At 75.0% G+C, this 15,634-nt stretch carries 16 protein-coding genes; 7 read left to right on the forward strand and 9 right to left on the reverse strand.

What is annotated here, in order from left to right:
• Positions 1 to 85 precede the first annotated feature (85 nt).
• From J0910_RS01170 to J0910_RS01185, 4 genes are read right to left on the reverse strand one after another with little or no spacing between them, the layout of a single operon-like run.
• Positions 86 to 1,372 carry an APC family permease gene (locus tag J0910_RS01170; RefSeq protein WP_420156648.1) on the reverse strand — a complete coding sequence of 429 codons (1,287 nt, stop codon included), beginning with the start codon at positions 1,370 to 1,372 and terminating at the stop codon, positions 86 to 88.
• Positions 1,365 to 2,447: a class I SAM-dependent methyltransferase gene (locus J0910_RS01175; RefSeq protein ID WP_420156649.1), complete on the reverse strand. Its 1,083-nt coding sequence runs from the start codon at positions 2,445 to 2,447 to the stop codon at positions 1,365 to 1,367. The genes J0910_RS01170 and J0910_RS01175 overlap by 8 nt, the downstream gene beginning before the upstream one ends.
• Before the next feature lie 11 nt (positions 2,448 to 2,458).
• Complete coding sequence (locus J0910_RS01180) at positions 2,459 to 2,791, reverse strand: Rieske 2Fe-2S domain-containing protein (RefSeq protein ID WP_420156650.1); 333 nt, start codon at positions 2,789 to 2,791, stop codon at positions 2,459 to 2,461.
• Positions 2,788 to 4,134 (reverse strand): iron-containing redox enzyme family protein, encoded by a 1,347-nt coding sequence (locus J0910_RS01185; protein ID WP_420156651.1) that lies wholly within the window; start codon positions 4,132 to 4,134, stop codon positions 2,788 to 2,790. The genes J0910_RS01180 and J0910_RS01185 overlap by 4 nt, the downstream gene beginning before the upstream one ends.
• Positions 4,135 to 4,489: 355 nt before the next feature.
• Here J0910_RS01185 and J0910_RS01190 point away from each other — a divergent pair, with 355 nt between their 5' ends.
• From J0910_RS01190 to J0910_RS01205, 4 genes are all read left to right on the forward strand, one after another.
• On the forward strand, positions 4,490 to 5,074 hold the full coding sequence (locus J0910_RS01190) for a hypothetical protein (protein WP_420156652.1): 585 nt from the start codon (positions 4,490 to 4,492) through the stop codon (positions 5,072 to 5,074).
• A gap of 109 nt (positions 5,075 to 5,183) precedes the next feature.
• The gene (locus J0910_RS01195) at positions 5,184 to 6,311 is read left to right on the forward strand and encodes an epoxide hydrolase family protein (RefSeq protein WP_420156653.1); all 1,128 of its coding nucleotides are present in this window, start codon (positions 5,184 to 5,186) and stop codon (positions 6,309 to 6,311) included.
• Positions 6,312 to 6,388: 77 nt separating this feature from the next.
• Complete coding sequence (locus tag J0910_RS01200) at positions 6,389 to 7,453, forward strand: hypothetical protein (protein WP_420156654.1); 1,065 nt, start codon at positions 6,389 to 6,391, stop codon at positions 7,451 to 7,453.
• A gap of 168 nt (positions 7,454 to 7,621) precedes the next feature.
• On the forward strand, positions 7,622 to 7,825 hold the full coding sequence (locus J0910_RS01205; RefSeq protein WP_420156655.1) for a hypothetical protein: 204 nt from the start codon (positions 7,622 to 7,624) through the stop codon (positions 7,823 to 7,825).
• Positions 7,826 to 7,944: 119 nt separating this feature from the next.
• Here J0910_RS01205 and J0910_RS01210 read toward each other — a convergent pair whose 3' ends face one another.
• From J0910_RS01210 to J0910_RS01220, 3 genes are read right to left on the reverse strand one after another with little or no spacing between them, the layout of a single operon-like run.
• On the reverse strand, positions 7,945 to 9,309 hold the full coding sequence (locus tag J0910_RS01210; protein WP_420156656.1) for a HAMP domain-containing sensor histidine kinase: 1,365 nt from the start codon (positions 9,307 to 9,309) through the stop codon (positions 7,945 to 7,947).
• Position 9,310: 1 nt separating this feature from the next.
• Positions 9,311 to 9,991, reverse strand: a complete 681-nt coding sequence (locus tag J0910_RS01215; RefSeq protein WP_420156657.1) for a response regulator — start codon at positions 9,989 to 9,991, stop codon at positions 9,311 to 9,313.
• A 60-nt stretch (positions 9,992 to 10,051) separates the two neighbouring features.
• Positions 10,052 to 10,996: an alpha/beta hydrolase family protein gene (locus J0910_RS01220; RefSeq protein WP_420156658.1), complete on the reverse strand. Its 945-nt coding sequence runs from the start codon at positions 10,994 to 10,996 to the stop codon at positions 10,052 to 10,054.
• Between the two features lie 172 nt (positions 10,997 to 11,168).
• On the opposite strand from J0910_RS01220, the gene J0910_RS01225 reads away from it, so the two are divergent.
• Positions 11,169 to 11,765 carry a TetR/AcrR family transcriptional regulator gene (locus tag J0910_RS01225; protein WP_420156659.1) on the forward strand — a complete coding sequence of 199 codons (597 nt, stop codon included), beginning with the start codon at positions 11,169 to 11,171 and terminating at the stop codon, positions 11,763 to 11,765.
• A 243-nt stretch (positions 11,766 to 12,008) separates the two neighbouring features.
• Here J0910_RS01225 and J0910_RS01230 read toward each other — a convergent pair whose 3' ends face one another.
• On the reverse strand, positions 12,009 to 12,482 hold the full coding sequence (locus J0910_RS01230; RefSeq protein ID WP_420156660.1) for a hypothetical protein: 474 nt from the start codon (positions 12,480 to 12,482) through the stop codon (positions 12,009 to 12,011).
• A 142-nt stretch (positions 12,483 to 12,624) separates the two neighbouring features.
• Positions 12,625 to 13,284 carry a GNAT family N-acetyltransferase gene (locus J0910_RS01235; RefSeq protein ID WP_420156661.1) on the reverse strand — a complete coding sequence of 220 codons (660 nt, stop codon included), beginning with the start codon at positions 13,282 to 13,284 and terminating at the stop codon, positions 12,625 to 12,627.
• A 154-nt stretch (positions 13,285 to 13,438) separates the two neighbouring features.
• Between J0910_RS01235 and J0910_RS01240 the strand changes: the two genes are divergently transcribed.
• Complete coding sequence (locus J0910_RS01240; RefSeq protein WP_420156662.1) at positions 13,439 to 14,434, forward strand: ATP-grasp domain-containing protein; 996 nt, start codon at positions 13,439 to 13,441, stop codon at positions 14,432 to 14,434.
• 3 nt (positions 14,435 to 14,437) lie between these two features.
• Complete coding sequence (locus tag J0910_RS01245; RefSeq protein ID WP_420156663.1) at positions 14,438 to 15,460, forward strand: hypothetical protein; 1,023 nt, start codon at positions 14,438 to 14,440, stop codon at positions 15,458 to 15,460.
• The last annotated feature ends 174 nt before the right edge of the window (positions 15,461 to 15,634 follow it).

Here is a 15,634-nt window from a genome sequence, read left to right on the forward strand (position 1 = left end):
ACCCCTCTCCCCGTGCTCGGACCCCACCGAGTGTCGCCGGTCCGCCGGGGCGGCACAAGCCTCGCCGCCCCGGCGGTCCGGGCCGTCACCCGGCGGGCTCCGCCCGGCGCGCGGTCACCCGGTGCGCCACCGCGCCCGCGGCCAGCAGCACCGCCGGGAAGACCAGCAGCGGGCCGAAGCCGGCCAGCACGGCCAGCGCGGGGAGCGCGGCCAGCACCGCGAGCGCCCGCTGCCACCAGGCCCGGAAGACCGCCCCGTAGGCGAGGGCGGACAGGATGTAGCCGACCAGGAAGTTCACGCTGGACAGCCGGAAGACCTGGTCCAGGGTGAGCAGGCCGGCGCCGTACCCCAGCACCACGCCGCCGAACATCAGCACCGCCACCAGGATGGCCGGGACCGGGGCGCCGTTGGCCGGGTTCACCCGGGCCGCGGCGAGCGGCAGCAGCCGCTCGCGCGCGGTCGCGAACACGATCCGGGAGGTGGCCCAGGTGCCGCCCATCAGGGTCGCGAAGATGATGAGCGCGCCGAGCAGCCCCGCCGCGACCCCGGCGGAGCCGCCGAGGACCCGGCCCAGCACCGCCACCACCGGCGCCGTGCCGGTCAGCGGGTCCTCCGGGTCCAGCGAGACCTGCACCGCGGCGGCCACGCCGACGTAGAGCACGATCATGATCAGGAACGAGGCGCCGACCACGATGGGCAGGTCCCGGCGCGGGTTCCGGTACTCCTCCGTGGTGGAGGCCACCAGCTCCCAGCCGGTGAACGCGAAGAACACCAGGCCGATGGCGGGCACCAGGGCCAGCGGGTCGGAGGGGAGCGCGACGGCCCCCTCCGGCTCGTAGCCCGGTGCGGCGAACGGCACCACCGCCACCAGGGCGATGAGCAGTACCAGCACCGCGGTCACCGCGGTCTGCAGCCCGGACGCCAGCTGGGCGCCCTGCGCGTTGAGCACCCCGACCACGATCAGGTAGACCGCCGCCGCGGGCAGCGCCCAGTTCGCCGAGCCGAGCAGCGAGGCGACATAGTTCGCCCCGGTCAGCGCCATCGCTGCGCCGCCGAAAGCGGTCGCGCCGAGCAGCACGTAGGCGATCGGGCCCGCCCCGGCGCGGCCGAAGCCGGCCCGGAGGAACCCGATCACCCCGCCGGCGTTGGGGAAGTGCGCGCCGAGCCGGGCGAAGACCAGCAGCAGCGGCAGCATCACCACGGCCGCGGCGATCCAGGCGAACACCGCCGCGTCGCCGAACTGCGTGAAGGTCAGCCCGGGGAGCACCAGCAGTCCGCTGCCGACCACCATGCTCACCGCGACGCCGATCCCCCGCGTCACGCTGAGCGTCTTGTGCAGCTCCCCGGCGGCCCGCTCACCGGTGTCAGCCACGGTCCGCCTCCCGCGCGGTTCCGTCCGGGCGGACGAGGATCCGCTCCCCGTCGTGCTCGGCGAGGAGCGGGACGCGCTCGCCCGCGGCCACCGCGACCGGCCGGTCGAAGGTCTGCACCGCCTGGCGCCAGTGGGTGCCCTTGGCGTGCGGGCCGTTGGAGAGCACGGTGCTCCCGTCCAGGTCCAGGTCGAACCAGACGACGATGGCGTGGCAGCTGCCGCCGCCGGTGGCCGGCGGTGCGACCGCGGCCGCGGTGTCCCCCTTCCCGGTCCGGAAGTCGAAGTCCATCAGCGGGAACGGATCGGTGAGCGGGCGGTGCTCGTAGGTGTCCAGGTAGGTGGAGAAGTACTCCAGGGAGCGGAACCGGTTGAACCGCGACACGTCGAAGCCGCACGCCCGGTCGGCGTGGTTGCGCTCGTGCAGCTCGGGGCTGTCCACCAGCCGCCCCCAGACCCGGGCGCGGCCCGGGACGACGGCCGCGTCCGGCGCCAGCAGCGCCTCCCGGGCGTGCGCGAACGCGGCCAGCGCGCCCTCGCCGAGCAGCCCGCAGTCGAAGATCTCCGAGACCAGCACGTCGGCGGGGCGGGGCAGGTCCGCGCCGACCCGCAGGGCGGTGGAGAACCCCTCGACCACGGTGATCCGGTCGGCCATGCCGTTGTCGGCGATGATCTCCCGGGCCACCCCGGCGATGAGCGGCTCCGCCTCGCAGGAGACGACGTGCTCCGCGCCGGCCTCGGCGGCCAGGAGCGCGAGCAGCCCGGAGCCGGTGCCGATGTCGAGGACCAGGTCGCCGGGGCGGACCCGGGCGCGCACCGCCGCCCGGTAGGCGTCGTTGCGCCCCTGGTCGTTGAGCATGGAGAAGTGCCAGCGGGGGACGATCCCGCGCAGCGCGCGGTTGTAGAGCCGGTCGGCGGGGCCGTGGCCGCCTCCGCCGTGCCCGGCCAGGGCGAGCAGGTCCGCGGCGACGGCGTAGTCGCGCCGCCGCATCGCGTTCTCGGCGTGCCTGACCAGGGTCCGCGCCGGAGCGTCGAGCGCGGCGCCGGCCGGTGCTTCGGGTGGGGCTGATGCCTTCATCACACGGACACTCATTTCGCGAGGACGATCTGGTGGGCGGAGTGCGCGGAGTCGCCGGGGGCGGCCGGCGGGTAGGCGTGCACCTCGCCGCCCGCCTGCACGGTGGGCACCCCGCGGGCGCAGAGCCGCGCCAGCGGGAACTCGGTGCCGTGCCAGGGGCAGCGGAGCCGCTCGGCGCCGCCCTCCGCGCTGACGGTCCCCAGGTGCAGCGGGCCGCCGCGGTGCGGGCACCGGCTGCGGATGACGCTGACCCCGGAGTCGCGCTCGATGCGGAAGTACAGTTCGTCGCCGACCCGGACGGTGTTGTCCGCGGGGCCGAAGCGGACCCGGAGGCGGCCGCTCATCGGGCCGCCGGCGGGGCGGGGGAGAGCACCGCGGCGGCGCCCTCGCCGAGCGCGGCCCCGTACAGCCGGCCGCGCGGCACCAGCACGCCCTGCCCGGCGGCGAGCTCCAGCGGCGCCCCGGTGGGGGTCCAGTGCAGCGCGGCGGTGCCGGACTCCACCGAGAGCAGGGTGTCCCGGTCGGCGACGCGGGTCTCGAAGCGGCCGGGCTCCAGCCGCTCCCCCTCGGCGCCGGGGGCGGCCTCGACCGCCTCGGGGCGCCAGGTGATCTGGGCGTGCAGGTCCTCGTCGCCGAGCCGGCCCAGCAGCCGGACCTCCTCGATGCCCCGGACCATCTCCTCGACCGCGTGCGGGCCGTGCTTGCGGCCGAGCGGGAGGAGCAGGTCGTAGACGGCCATCCGGCCGTGGTGCTCGTCGATGTGGGCGTGCTCGTCGAAGTAGCGGGTGTCCACCGCGTCGCCGTAGACCGCGCGGAAGGTCTTGGTCATCGCCGCGAACGACGGCGCGAACGTGGCCTCCAGGAACGCCATCCCGCCGATGTAGCGGAAGAAGTCGGTCCGGGAGCGGGTGACCTTGTAGAAGTAGTTGTTCCCGGCGATCCACGACGGGAGGTAGAAGAACCAGTAGTGGTGCGGCTCGTCGCTCATCCCGACGCTCCGGCACAGTTCGGCGAAGAGGGTGCTGTGCTTGGCGTCGAAGACGCCGTAGCCGAACTCGTCGATGAAGATCTTGAACAGCTCGCTCTGCTCGGCGCCGAACGCGCCGCCGAGGTTCTGCGACATGGCGGTGGCCTCGGTGAGCCCGTCCAGCGCCATCTGGGCGATCATCGCCTCCGCGGCGCGCTCGGGCTCGGCGGACTCCTCGATCGCGCGCAGCACCGGCCGGTCGGCGGAGGTCGCCTCGCTGATCGCGGCGGTGACGTGCGCCTCCAGGGCGTCGGTGTCCCAGCGGCCGGTGAGCCGGACCTCGGAGTCGAGGAACCCGAAGACGAACCGCTCCGCCTCCGGGCGGGCGAGCTCGGCGTTGCGCAGCGCCTCAGTGCTGTAGAAGTCCTCGAACTCGGCCCGGCGCCGGTCGAGGCCGTCCGAGGGGAGGAACAGGGCGCCGCTCTCGTAGAAGTTCATCAGCAGCCGGTTGGCCATCAGGCCCGGGTCGCTGATCCAGTTCCGCTCCTCCAGCGGAGCGGCCCAGGGGACGGCGGCCAGCCGGTCCGCGTCGAGCGGCCGGTGGTAGGGGGTCCTGGTGATGAAGGGCGATGGGCTGGGGAGGTAGTTGACCCCCTCGGCGAACGCGCGGACGGCGTCGGTGAGCGGCCCGGCGGATGCGTGTGCCTCGCTGATGGTCATGTCCGGCTGGCTCCTGTCGGATGCGGCATCGGGGAAACGGCACGTCCTCGGAACCGGATCGTCGCAGCTCGCACTCGCATGAATTTCACGCCGCCATCACACCGCTTTCACGCCGCCCCGCAGCGGTACTGGCCATGACCGGCCAGAATGGATTGCCCGTCTTGACCGGGGCGCGTTTCCCCGAACGCCCTGTTCAGGCGGAGAGCGGAAATCCAAGATCACCGCGGCCCCGCCCGGAGGGGCCGCCGAACGCCGGAGAGCGCTGTACACTCCGCTTGGCGCAAAGGACATTTCGGTGTTTTCTCGACACCGCCCGCCTCTCTCGCATACCCCGTTGCAGACGGACGGAGAAAGCATGGTGGAGAAAGCCCGGCCATTGGAGGCACCCGCCCGGCAGCGGGTCGACACCCTCGGCGGCTGCCGCGTCGACGGACTGCCGGTTTCCAGCGCACGGGCCGTGGAGCTGGCGGTCGCGCTCGCCGTCTCCGGCGGCGCGGCGCCCCGGGACTGGCTGCTCTCGGTCCTCTTCGACACCGACCCGGCCCCGTCCAGCCTGCCGACCCTGGCGATGCGCGCCCGCGCCCTCGACCTCGCCGTCGGCTACCTCCCCGACCGCCATTCCTACGCGCTGCTCGCACCGATCGAATGCGATCTCGTGGAATTCTTCAGAGAGATGAAATCCGGCGACCCCCGCCGGGCTCTCTCCCTCTACCGCGGCCCTTTCATGCCCCGCAGCCACAGCCCTTTCGCCTCCGGCATGCGCTCCACCATCGAATCCCTCGTCGGAACCGCCGCGCAGAACGGCGACACCGCCTTTCTCGCCGAGGCCGACCGGCTGATCAAGCACCCCGACCTGAGCCGCCGCATCGTCTCCGCCGGCGCCGACCCGCTCGCCGTCTCGCTCAGCCGGACCTGGCTGCGCACCCTCGAATCGGCCTGAGGCGCGCCCCGGCCGATGGACCCGGCCGGCGGGCCCGCCGATGAGAAGGGGCCGCCCCGCTCGTCTGTACCGGAGACACCCGATACCGGAAGAGCGAGGAGCACAACCGATGAGCGACGCGACCGGAATCCGGCCCGATCGGATCGCGATCCCCGACGAGGACCTGGCCGACTTGCGGGACCGGCTGGCACGGGCGCGCTGGGCGCCGGAGCCGGCCGGCGGGAGCGGGTACGGGGTGCCCACCGCCCGGGTGCGGGAGCTCGCCGAGTACTGGCGGGACCACTACGACTGGCGCGCCTGGGAGGCCCGGCTCAACGAGCACCCGCAGTACTCGACCGTCGTCGACGGCACCCGGGTGCACTTCCTGCACGTCCGCTCCCCGCTGCCGGGGGCGGTCCCGCTGGTGCTCAGCCACGGCTGGCCCGGCTCGGTCTACGAGTACCTGAACGTGCTGGGACCGCTCAGCGACCCGGCCCGGTACGGCCTGGACACCGGGGTCTCCTTCGACCTGGTGCTGCCCTCGCTGCCGGGGTTCGGCTTCTCCGGCCCCACCCCGGACACCGGCTGGGGCGTGCAGCGGATCGCCCGCGCCTGGCTGGAGCTGATGACCCGGCTGGGCTACGAGCGGTTCGGCGCGGTCGGCAGCGACTGGGGGTCCGGCATCTCGGTGGAGCTCGGCCGGATCGCACCGGACCGGGTGATCGGCGCGCACGTCGCGCAGACCTGGTGCGAGCCGCCCGAGGACGCCCCCGGCCTGGTCGATCGGCTCTCCCCGCGGGACCGGGCGGCGATGGAGGCCTGGAACGACTACCTGGCGAACGAGGCCTCCTACGGCATCGTCCAGGGGCAGCAGCCGCAGACGCTGGCGCACGCGCTGTGCGACTCCCCGGTCGGGCTGCTCGGCTGGAACGCCCAGGCGATGCACGAGCACGGCCTGGACACCGAGGCGATCCTGACGCACGCCTCGGTGCACTGGCTGACCGGCACCGCCGGCTCGGCGCTGCGCATCTACGCCGAGGAGATGCGCGACCCGGCCACCGACCGGTCGGACTTCCCGCTGGCGGTGGCCCAGTTCCCCGGCGACCTCCCGTCGGTCCGGGCCTTCACCGAGCACAACCACGACCTGCGCTCCTGGACCGAGTTCGACCGCGGCGGCCACTACGCCGCCTACGAGGCCCCCGACCTGCTGGCCGGCGACGTCCGCCGGTTCTTCGCCGCCCTGCGCGACGAGGGCTGACCCCGCCCCGCGCCGCGCCGCCCGCAGGGCCCGCCCCGCCGATGGCGGAGGGGCGCGGCGTGGGGCAGGATGAACGGGTGAGGTACACCGTCACCGCCGACCTGCAGAGCCCGCCGGAGCTCTTCCAGATGGACCCGCTCCAGCGGGAAGGGGCCATGTCGCTGCTGACCGGCGCACTGGCCCGGTCCGAGGGCATGGAGGGCCCCGGCGGGCTGCAGGTGCTGGTCGAGGACTTCGTCGTGGCGCTCCGACCGGGCGGGGCGCTGCTCACGGTGGGCGTCGAGGCGCCCGCCCTGGAACCGGCCGAGGAGGCCGTCCGGCTGCTCTGCGAGGACCTGCTCCGGCACACGGCGGCGCTCGAGGAGTGGCGCCTGCACAGCTGCGAGGTGCAGCTCCAGGAGGACCTGGCCCGGGAGAGCCTGGCCGCGGCCGAGGGGCCGGACGCGCCGCCGGAGGACATCGGCGCCCGCCGGGCCCGGCACGCCCAGGCCTCCGGCGAGGACCCCGCGGCGCTGCTCCCCGGCCCGTCCCCGGAGCTCACCGCGAAGATGGCGGAGCGGATCCGGGCGCTCGCCCCGGCGCTGGCCGCGTTCGGCCCGGAGTGGTTCGGCCACTCCGGCGAGGAGGGCTCCCCGGTCGGCCGGGAGGCGGCCGAACTGGCCGCGGGCGCCCTGGTCCACGGCACCGACACCTTCCTCGACGAGCTCTTCCACGACCTCGAGATCCTCGGCTCGGAGGAGGCCACCGGGGTGGACTGCGAGGCCGTCCTGCTCCAGCTGGACCGGCTCCCGGAGGGGTTCGCGCACTGCTACGACGCGTCCTTCGCCCGCCGCTTCCTGGTCACCGCGGTGGCGATGACCGGCCGGTTCACCGGCGGCGGCGCCCCCGAGCCGAGCTGCACCGCCGAGGAGCTGGCGCTCAACCTCCTGCTGGAGGAGGCCGAGACCGTACTGGACCTGTACGGCCTGCTCACCGACGAGGTCACCCGGGCCCTGGAGATCTTCGCCGACCGGGTCTACACCGACACCGACTACGAGTGGCTCTACGCCGCCGACCCGGACGGGGCCGGCGGGGTCGACGCCTGGTTCTACCCGTTCGACCCGACCCGCCGGGTCCACCCCTACATCCTGAACGGCCCCTGACCCGCCCGGGACGCCCGGGGCCCGCCGGAGCGCTCCGCCAGGCCCGCGCACCACTCTGGGGGACGGCGGCTGAGAGCCCGCTGAGAAGCGCTCAGAGGGATCTCAGCGGCCGTGCTCCACGGTGGGAGCCGCCGGTGAGGGACACCGGCGGCTGCAGTAAGGAGCGGTATGGATCTGAAGAAGAAGCTGGCCCTGGCCGCGCTGATCGTCCTCCCCCTCGGGGCGGGCGCGGCCGGGACCGCCTACGCGGCCACCGCCGCCCCGGAGGCCCCGCCGGAGCCCGCGGTGCAGGACGTGCAGAACCCCTCCGACGAGGCCGAGGGCTCCGGCGGCGAGTCCGGCGGCAGCGGTTCCTCCGGCGACGACTGCTGACGGCGCCCGGCCTGACGCCGGCCCCCGGGCGGGCGGTGTCCCGGCGGCGGCCGCGGGCTCCTTCCCCTCGTCCCCTCCGGTCACCCGCGGCCGCACCGCCCGCCCGGCACGGGCCGGCGTCAGGCCCGGGGGAGGCGCACCCGGAAGAGTGCGCCTCCCTCCGGGGCGCCGGCGACCTCCGCGCTCCCCCCGTGCTCCCGGGCGATCCCGGCGACGATCGCCAGCCCCAGCCCGGCCCCGCCGGACCCCCGCCCGCGGGCCGAGTCCAGCCGCACGAACCGCTCGAACACCCGGACCCGGTCCTCCTCGGGCACCCCCGGCCCGTCGTCGGCGACCTCCGCGACCGCGTCCTCCCCTTCCGCGCGCACCGCCAGCACCACCCGCCGCCGCGCGTGCCGCACGGCGTTGTCCGCCAGGTTCCGCGCCAGCCGCACCAGCGCGTCCCGGTCGCCGACCACCTTCACCGGCTCCAGGACCGCCTCCACCTCCACGTCCGGGCCGGCCGCCGCGCGCAGCCGCAGCCGCTCGCCGTCCAGGACGTCGTCCAGGTCCACCTCCTCGCGCCGCAGCCCCAGGCCGCTCTCGTCGGTGCGGGCGAGCAGCAGCAGGTCGTTCACGAGCACCCGGATCCGCCCCAGCTCCTCGTCGGCGGTGCGCAGGGAGCCGGGGTCGAGGCGGCCGCCGTCCCGCCGGGCCAGCTCCAGGATCCCGGTGACGGTGGTGAGCGGGCTGCGCAGCTCGTGCCCGGCGTCGGCGACGAAGCGCCGCTGGTTGCGCTGGGCGGCCTCCAACCGGGCGAGCATGGCGTTCATCGTGGTGGCGAGGCGGGAGATCTCGTCGCCGCCGCCGGGCTCGGGCACCCGCCGGGACAGGTCGCCGCCCTCCCCGATGGAGGCGACCCGCTCGCGGATCCGCTCCACCGGGGCCAGGGTCCGGCCGGCCAGGGCGTGCGCGGCGGCGGCCACCAGGAGCAGCATCAGCGGGAGGGCCGCGGCGATGAGGAGGACCGCGGTGCGCAGCGCGACGTCGGCCGGCCGGGAGGAGACGCCGACCACCACGACGTGGTCGGCGCCGTCGAAGCGGACCCCCCGGGCCAGCACGAACAGGCCGCCGGGCGTGCGGCCCTCCACCGTCTCGCCGGGCGCGGGCGGCGGTCCGCCCAGCGGGCCGGCGGAGAGGTCCGCCGAGGGGGCCGCGCAGTCGGATGCGGGGCTGCCGCAGCCCATGACGGTCCGGCCGCCGGGGCCGCGGAGCTGCGCCAGATCGACCTTCCGGGGAGGCTTCCACTTCGGCTCGCCGGCCCCGAGGCCGTCCTCGATCTGGGCGGCGGCCGACGCCAGCGCGGTGTGGGCGGAGCGGTTCAGCGCCTCGTTCAGCACCAGTACGCCGCCGACCGAGCCCGCGAGGAGCGCGGCCCCGGTCACCAGGACGGAGAGCAGCACCAGCCGGCGGCGGACCCCGCCGCGCGCCGCGGCCCCGGCCACCTCAGCCGCCCTGCGGGTCGAGCAGGTAGCCGGCCCCGCGCACGGTCCGCACCGCGCCGCGGCCGAACGGCTCGTCGATCTTCTTGCGCAGGTAGCGGATGTACACCTCCACGACGTTGCCGTCGCCGCCGTACTCGGGGTCCCAGACGTTGTCCAGGATGTCGGCCTTCGAGGCGACCGCGCCGGCGCGGCGCATGAGGAACTCCAGCAGCGCGTACTCCCGGGGCGTCAGCGGGATCTCCCGGGAGCCGCGCGACACCCGCCGCCGGGCCGGGTCCATGGCCAGGTCGCCCGCGGTCAGCACCGCGGGGCGCACCGCGTCGCCCCGGCGCGCCAGCGCGCGCAGCCGCGCGGCCAGCACCACGAAGGAGAACGGCTTGGTGAGGTAGTCGTCCGCGCCCAGGTCGAAGGCGTCGGCCTCGTCGTACTCGCCGTCCTTGGCGGTGAGCATGAGGACGGGCGTCCACACCTCGCGCTCGCGCATCCCCTCCAGCACCTTGTAGCCGTTCATCCCGGGGAGCATGATGTCCAGGACCACGGCGTCGTAGCAGGTGCGCTCGGTGGCGGCCCACAGCCCGTCCACACCGTCGGCCTCGGTGTCGGCGGAGATGCCCTCGGCGGCCAGCCCGCGCCGGACGGTCTCCGCGATCCGGGGGTCGTCCTCGATCAGCAGGATGCGCACACCGGCATGGTACGCGGGCCCGCCCCGGGCGCCCCGGGGCGCCCGGGGCGGCGGTGCCCGCTACTTGGACTCGACCCGTCCGAGCGGTTCGGGTCCGGCGGTCAGCGCGTCCCGCTCCGCCCGCCAGGCGGGGTCCCCGGGGTAGAGCCGGCTCCGGAGGTAGGCCGCGGTGAGCCGCTGGACGGCGGCGACCCGGACCGGGTCCTCATCGGTGGTCTCGGCGAGGTCGTATCCGGCGACCCCGCCGAGCCCGTGCTCGGCGCCGAACAGGGTGAGCAGGGTCTTGGGCCCGGGAGAGAGCCGGTAGGGGTCGGTGTGCCAGTCCGCTCCCCGGACCGTCAGGTGGGCGGACGCGTCCTTCTCCCCGGCGACCACGAGCGCGGGCTGCGCCATCCCGGAGAAGTCGATGGCCGAGAGGAAGGGGTAGTTCCGGGCCGCGTCCCGGGTGAGGGCGTCGCCGCCCCGGCCCGGTGCGGCGAGCAGCACGCCCGCGCCGATCCGGGGGTCGGCCAGGTCCTCCTGCGCGCCGCTGTGCGGGTCGGTGGCCCGCGCGCCCAGCAGCAGGCTCGCGGTGTGCCCGCCCATCGAGTGCCCGGCCACCGCGACCCTGCTCCGGTCCAGGCGGCCGGCGAGCCCCGGGACGGCGGCCTCGATCTCGTCGAGGCGGTCCAGGATGAGCGTCATGTCGCGGGCCCTCGACCGCCAGTACATCGGCGCCTCGGGGTCGCCGGTGTCCGCCAGGTCCAGCGCCGCCGAGCTCAGGTGGGTCGGCTGGATGACCGCGAAGCCGTGCGCCGCCCAGAAGTCGGCGAGCGGCGCGTAGCCCCGCAGCGAGGAGATGTGGTTCGACGGGCCCTGGCCGTGCGAGAGCAGGATGATCGGCAGCCCGTCCCCGCTCACCGGTACGGAGACCTTCAGCTGCAGGTCCACCGCGCGCCCGGGGACCGCCGAGACCACCGGGCCGACCGTCAGGACGGGGGCGGGCGCCCGAGTCGATTCGCTCATGATGTGTGCTTCCCTTTCCGGAGAGGTCCGGCTGCGGTCTCCTCCGGCGGACCGGGGGAGGGCAGGCGGACGGGGGGCGCTCCGCGCCGCCTCCGAGCAAAGCGGAGCGTTGTTCCGGAACAATATGGAACGGTGTTCCGTTTTGTCAACGACCGATCGGAAGGAGCACGCGGTGGCCGCCGCAGACCAGCCCGGGAAGGCGCCCGCCCGCAGCAGGCGGGCCGACGCACTGCGCAACCAGCGGACCCTGCTCGCCGCCGCCGCCGAGGTCTTCGTCGACTCCGGGGTCGACGCCCCGGTCCGGGAGATCGCGGCCAGGGCCGGCGTCGGGCTGGGCACGATCTACCGCCACTTCCCGACCAGGGCCGACCTGGTGGTCGCCGTCTACCGGCACCAGGTCGAGGCCTGCGCCGAAGCCGGCCCGAGGCTGCTGGCCGAGGCCGACTCCCCCTTCACCGCGCTCCGCCGGTGGATCGACCTCTTCGTCGACTTCCTGGTCACCAAGCACGGGCTCGCCGGTGCGCTGCGGTCGGACGGCAGCGGTTTCGAGGCGCTGCACGCCTACTTCCTGGAGCGCCTGGTCCCCGTCTGCGCCCGGCTGCTCGACGCGGCGGCCGAGGCCGGCGAGATCAGCGCCGACACCGGCGCCGTCGAGCTGATGCGCGGTATCGGCAACCTCTGCATCGGCCGCGGCGACGATCCGGACTACGACCCCCGCCGGCTGATCGAGCTGCTCCTCCGGGGGCTGCGGCAGGCGCCGCCGCCCTGACCCCGGGGGCTCCGCGGCCGGCCGGGCCACCGGCCCCGGCGGGAGGCACTGCAGGGCGGCCACCGGGGCGGAGCGGGCGGAGGGCCGCCGCCCGGGAAAGGGGTGGCCGGGAGGGAGCCGGCCGGGAGAGGTGATGGAACCGCCGGGGCGGACCCCGAGCGCCGCGATCCCACCACCCTCGGTGATCGTTCAGGCCCGCACCGGGGCGGGGACCACCGTCATCGGAAGGGACTCGGAACGGGATCAGCGGAAGGTGAAGCCCGCGTCCACGTTCGCCGGGTCGGGGCAGAGGAAGCCGCCCTCGTGCAGCGGGATGCTCACCGAGGCGTTGTAGGTGCGGGTGTCGCCGTCGCGCTGCGCCGACATGTCGGTCGCCTGGTAGCGGCAGGTGACGCCGACCATCGTCACGGAGATGTCCAGCACGTCCGCGGTGATGGTGCCGGCGGCGTCGTCGAAGGAGACGGTCGGGTCGTTGTTGAGGACCGCCGTGGTCCCGCCGGCGCAGGACAGGTTGGCGTTGAGGGACGCGCGGTCGACGGTCAGGGTGTTGGGGGCCTGGTCGCTGGTGACGGCGTCGGTCCAGGTGCAGGCCTGGCCCTCGGCCGTGATCGAGCCGTCCATCGCCCCCTGGGCCGCGGCCGCCGGGCTCGCCGCGAGCCCGGTCAGCGCCAGGGCGCCGAGGAGGACACCGATGGGTCTGGGGGATATGCGAGGCATGCGTCTACCTCCGTAGCGGGGGTTACCGACCGGTGTTTCCGGCCGGTAATTTACGTGACGGTAATTTCGCGATGACGGCGCGTCAATCCCCCGAAAGCAGGCGGATCCGGCGAAACCAGAGCCGCCCCCGCCCCGCCCGGGGTCACAGCCGGAGGAGGAACGGAACCCAGGGCTTGCCGTCGATGTCGTACTGCACGGGCTGGGCCTCCCACCCCAGGCGCCCGTAGAAGCGCTGGGCGGCCTCGTTGCCGTGGCCGGTGTAGAGGTGCAGCCACTCCACCCCGTGCACCCTGGCGATGCCGGCGAACCCGGTCACCAGCGCCGCCCCCACGCCGCCGCGCCGCACGGCGGCGTCCACGGCGATATGGCTCAGGGCCCCGCTCCGGCCCCGCTCTCCGCCGGCGGCGGCCGCGGCGCCGGTGCGGCGCATCCCCTTCAGGTAGCGCCGGGCGCGGGTGCGCATGAACCGGACGGTCAGCCCGGGGCGGACCAGCAGCGAGGTGACGCCGGCCCGGGCCAGGTCCCAGCGGCTGAAGTGCATGACGTGGCGGCGGTGGACCGCCTCGTCGGTGGAGCCCACCAGGAAGCCCGCCGGCCGGCCGTCGACCTCCGCGACCAGCGCCACCGCGGCGGGGCTGGTGAGGAAGGTGCGGTAGTAGCGGGCGAGGAAGCGGTCCCCCAGCTCCACGAAGAACCCGCTGGGGAGGTTGGCCCGGTGCAGCCGGACGGCGGTGGGGACGTCGTCGAGTTCCATGACGCGCAGCGACACCGCAGGTGTCTCCGTAGGCGATGCGGAAGGCATGCCGCCAAGCTACTACAAGTGTAATAATAAGTCCGCCGCCGTTTTCGGCGGCCGACGGCGATCGCACCCGCCACCTGCGACAAGACTCTATTACCAATGTAGTAGAAAGGGAGGGTGCGCCGCTTCGCCGCGCATCGACGAGGAGGACGGTCCCATGCCGGAAGAACCCACGAGCATCCTGGTGACGGCCGCCGGCGCGGAAGGCACCGCCGGCAAGATCACCCGGCTGCGCGACCGCGGCTACCGGGTCGTCGCCGCCGACTCCGACCCGGACGCCCCCGGCCTCTACCTGGCCGACTCCGCCCACGTGGTCCCGCCCGGCGGCGACCCCGCCTTCCTCCCCGAGCTCCGGCGCATCTGCGCCCGGGAGGGGGTCAAGGCGGTGGTGCCGCTGGTCGACGAAGAGCTCCTCGCCGTGTGGGGGCTGGCCGCGTCCGGGATCGAGGTGCTGCTGCCCAGGCCCCAGCTGGTCGCGGTCTGCCTGGACAAGCTGCTGCTGATGGAGACGCTGGACGCGGTCGGGGTGCCCGTGCCCCGCACCCGCCTGGGCGTGTACGGCGCCGACGGACTCGGCTACCCGCTGATCGTCAAGCCGCGCATCGGGCGCGGCGGCCGCGGCGTCTCCGTCGCCCGAGACAAGGCGGAGCTCGACGAGATCCTCGCCCACTGGGCCGGCGACCTCGGCCGGGTGCTCCTCCAGGAGCTCGTCGAGGGCCCGGAGTACTCCGCCTCCGTCGTGGTCTGGCGGGACGGCCGGGTCCAGGCCGTCGTGCCCAAGGAGGTCGTGCTGAAGGACGGCTCCTCGCGGTACGCCGTCAGCCGCCGCGACACCGCCGTCATCGAGGTGTGCACGCAGGCGGCCGAGGCGCTCGACGCGGACGGCCCGATCAACGTCCAACTCTGCGTCGACCGGTCCGGGGTCCCCCGCGTCTTCGAGATCAACCCGCGCTTCTCCGGCAGCTCCACGCTCACCGCGGAGGCCGGGGTGGACGAGATCGCCGGGCTGCTCGGGCAGGCCCTCGGCGAGGCGGAACCGCGCTTCGGCGACGGGTGGCGGGAAGGCGTGGCCATGGTCCGGCACGCCACCGAGACCTTCGTCCCCGAGCACGCCCTCATGACCCGCCGCCACCTGCTCGAACGGAGCCGGTGACCGATGCGGGGGAACGGACCGGGGGAACGGCCGCCGCGCGGCGGGGGCGGTCGGGCGCTGCGCCGCGCCCTGGCCGCGCTCGCCGCGGTCCCGCTGGCGGCCGGGTGCGGCGCCGGGGCCGCCGAGGAGCCGTCCGGCGCGCAGGCCCCGGAGCTGCCGGAGACCACGGCGTACCGGGTCGCCGAGGGCGAACCCGCCGCCCAGGCGAAGCGCGCCGCCGTCGGCTTCCTCGAAGCGGTGCTCAACTACGAGCGGGGCGGGGGCGATCCCGAGTCCGCCCGGGAGCGCCTGCGCGCGGCGGGCCGGGACGGCACCGCCGTCCCGGACGGCTTCGACCTGCTCGCCGAGGACGCGGCCGGCTCGGCCCAGGTGGTCTACCCCTCGCTGGGCGGGCTGACCGGGGACCGGGCGTCGGTGATGACCGTGGTGGAGACGTCCCTGCTGCGCGGGGAGGAGCTCACCTCTGCCGTCCGCACCGTCGACGTGCGGCTGAGCCGGAGCGGCGACGGCGCGTGGGACGTCACCGAGATCGCCTCGACCGGCGGCGCGCCCCCCGGGGAGGGGGCGGACGGCTCCCCTCCGCCGGCCGCCTCCCCCGGGGGCGCCGCCGGAGAGGTCCTCGCCTCCGACCGGATCACCCTCCCGGACAGCTCCCGCTGGGACGTCATGGCCGGGCGGACCGACGAGCGGCTGCTCCGGATGATGCTCGACCTCTCCGCGGAGCACCCCGTCTCGGTCGCGGTCCTGACCAGCGGCCACCCGGTGAACGTCTTCGGCAGCGATTCGGTGAGCAACCACACCCGGGGGCGCGCCGTCGACATCTGGGCCGTCGGCGGCACCTCCGTCTCCGACCTGCGCCTCCGCGAGAAGGAAGGGCCGGGCGGGCCGGTGCGCGCGCTGATGGAGCTCGCGCTGGAGAACGGCGCCACCGAAGTGGGCGGCCCCTGGGCGCTGAACACCCCGGCCGGGGCGTCCTTCACCGACACGGTCCACCAGGACCACCTGCACATCGCCTTCAAACGGTGAGCAGGGCAAACGGTGAGCGGGGCAGGAGATGAACGGGAAGCAGAGCGGGCGGAGCGCAGGCGTTCCACCGGGAACAGGGCGGACGGGGGGCCGGGGCGAGCGCCGCCGGCCCCTCCGCCCCGGCCGGGATGGGCGACAATGGCGGTGGCGCGGTGCAGCGCAGAGGGCGATCTG

The sequence above is a fragment of the Nocardiopsis oceanisediminis genome (genome assembly GCF_048595525.1).
In the GTDB taxonomy this organism is placed as follows: domain Bacteria; phylum Actinomycetota; class Actinomycetes; order Streptosporangiales; family Streptosporangiaceae; genus Nocardiopsis_A; species Nocardiopsis_A oceanisediminis.

Bases quoted from the DNA above. Each gene is read 5' to 3' on its own strand.
- J0910_RS01240 (WP_420156662.1), top strand. From the start codon at position 13,439: ATGCCGGAAGAACCCACGAGCATCCTGGTGACGGCCGCCGGCGCGGAA.
- J0910_RS01230 (WP_420156660.1), bottom strand. From the start codon at position 12,482: ATGCCTCGCATATCCCCCAGACCCATCGGTGTCCTCCTCGGCGCCCTG.
- J0910_RS01245 (WP_420156663.1), top strand. From the start codon at position 14,438: ATGCGGGGGAACGGACCGGGGGAACGGCCGCCGCGCGGCGGGGGCGGT.
- J0910_RS01190 (WP_420156652.1), top strand. From the start codon at position 4,490: ATGGTGGAGAAAGCCCGGCCATTGGAGGCACCCGCCCGGCAGCGGGTC.
- J0910_RS01220 (WP_420156658.1), bottom strand. From the start codon at position 10,996: ATGAGCGAATCGACTCGGGCGCCCGCCCCCGTCCTGACGGTCGGCCCG.
- J0910_RS01175 (WP_420156649.1), bottom strand. From the start codon at position 2,447: ATGAAGGCATCAGCCCCACCCGAAGCACCGGCCGGCGCCGCGCTCGAC.
- J0910_RS01235 (WP_420156661.1), bottom strand. From the start codon at position 13,284: ATGCCTTCCGCATCGCCTACGGAGACACCTGCGGTGTCGCTGCGCGTC.
- J0910_RS01195 (WP_420156653.1), top strand. From the start codon at position 5,184: ATGAGCGACGCGACCGGAATCCGGCCCGATCGGATCGCGATCCCCGAC.
- J0910_RS01180 (WP_420156650.1), bottom strand. From the start codon at position 2,791: ATGAGCGGCCGCCTCCGGGTCCGCTTCGGCCCCGCGGACAACACCGTC.
- J0910_RS01205 (WP_420156655.1), top strand. From the start codon at position 7,622: ATGGATCTGAAGAAGAAGCTGGCCCTGGCCGCGCTGATCGTCCTCCCC.
- J0910_RS01185 (WP_420156651.1), bottom strand. From the start codon at position 4,134: ATGACCATCAGCGAGGCACACGCATCCGCCGGGCCGCTCACCGACGCC.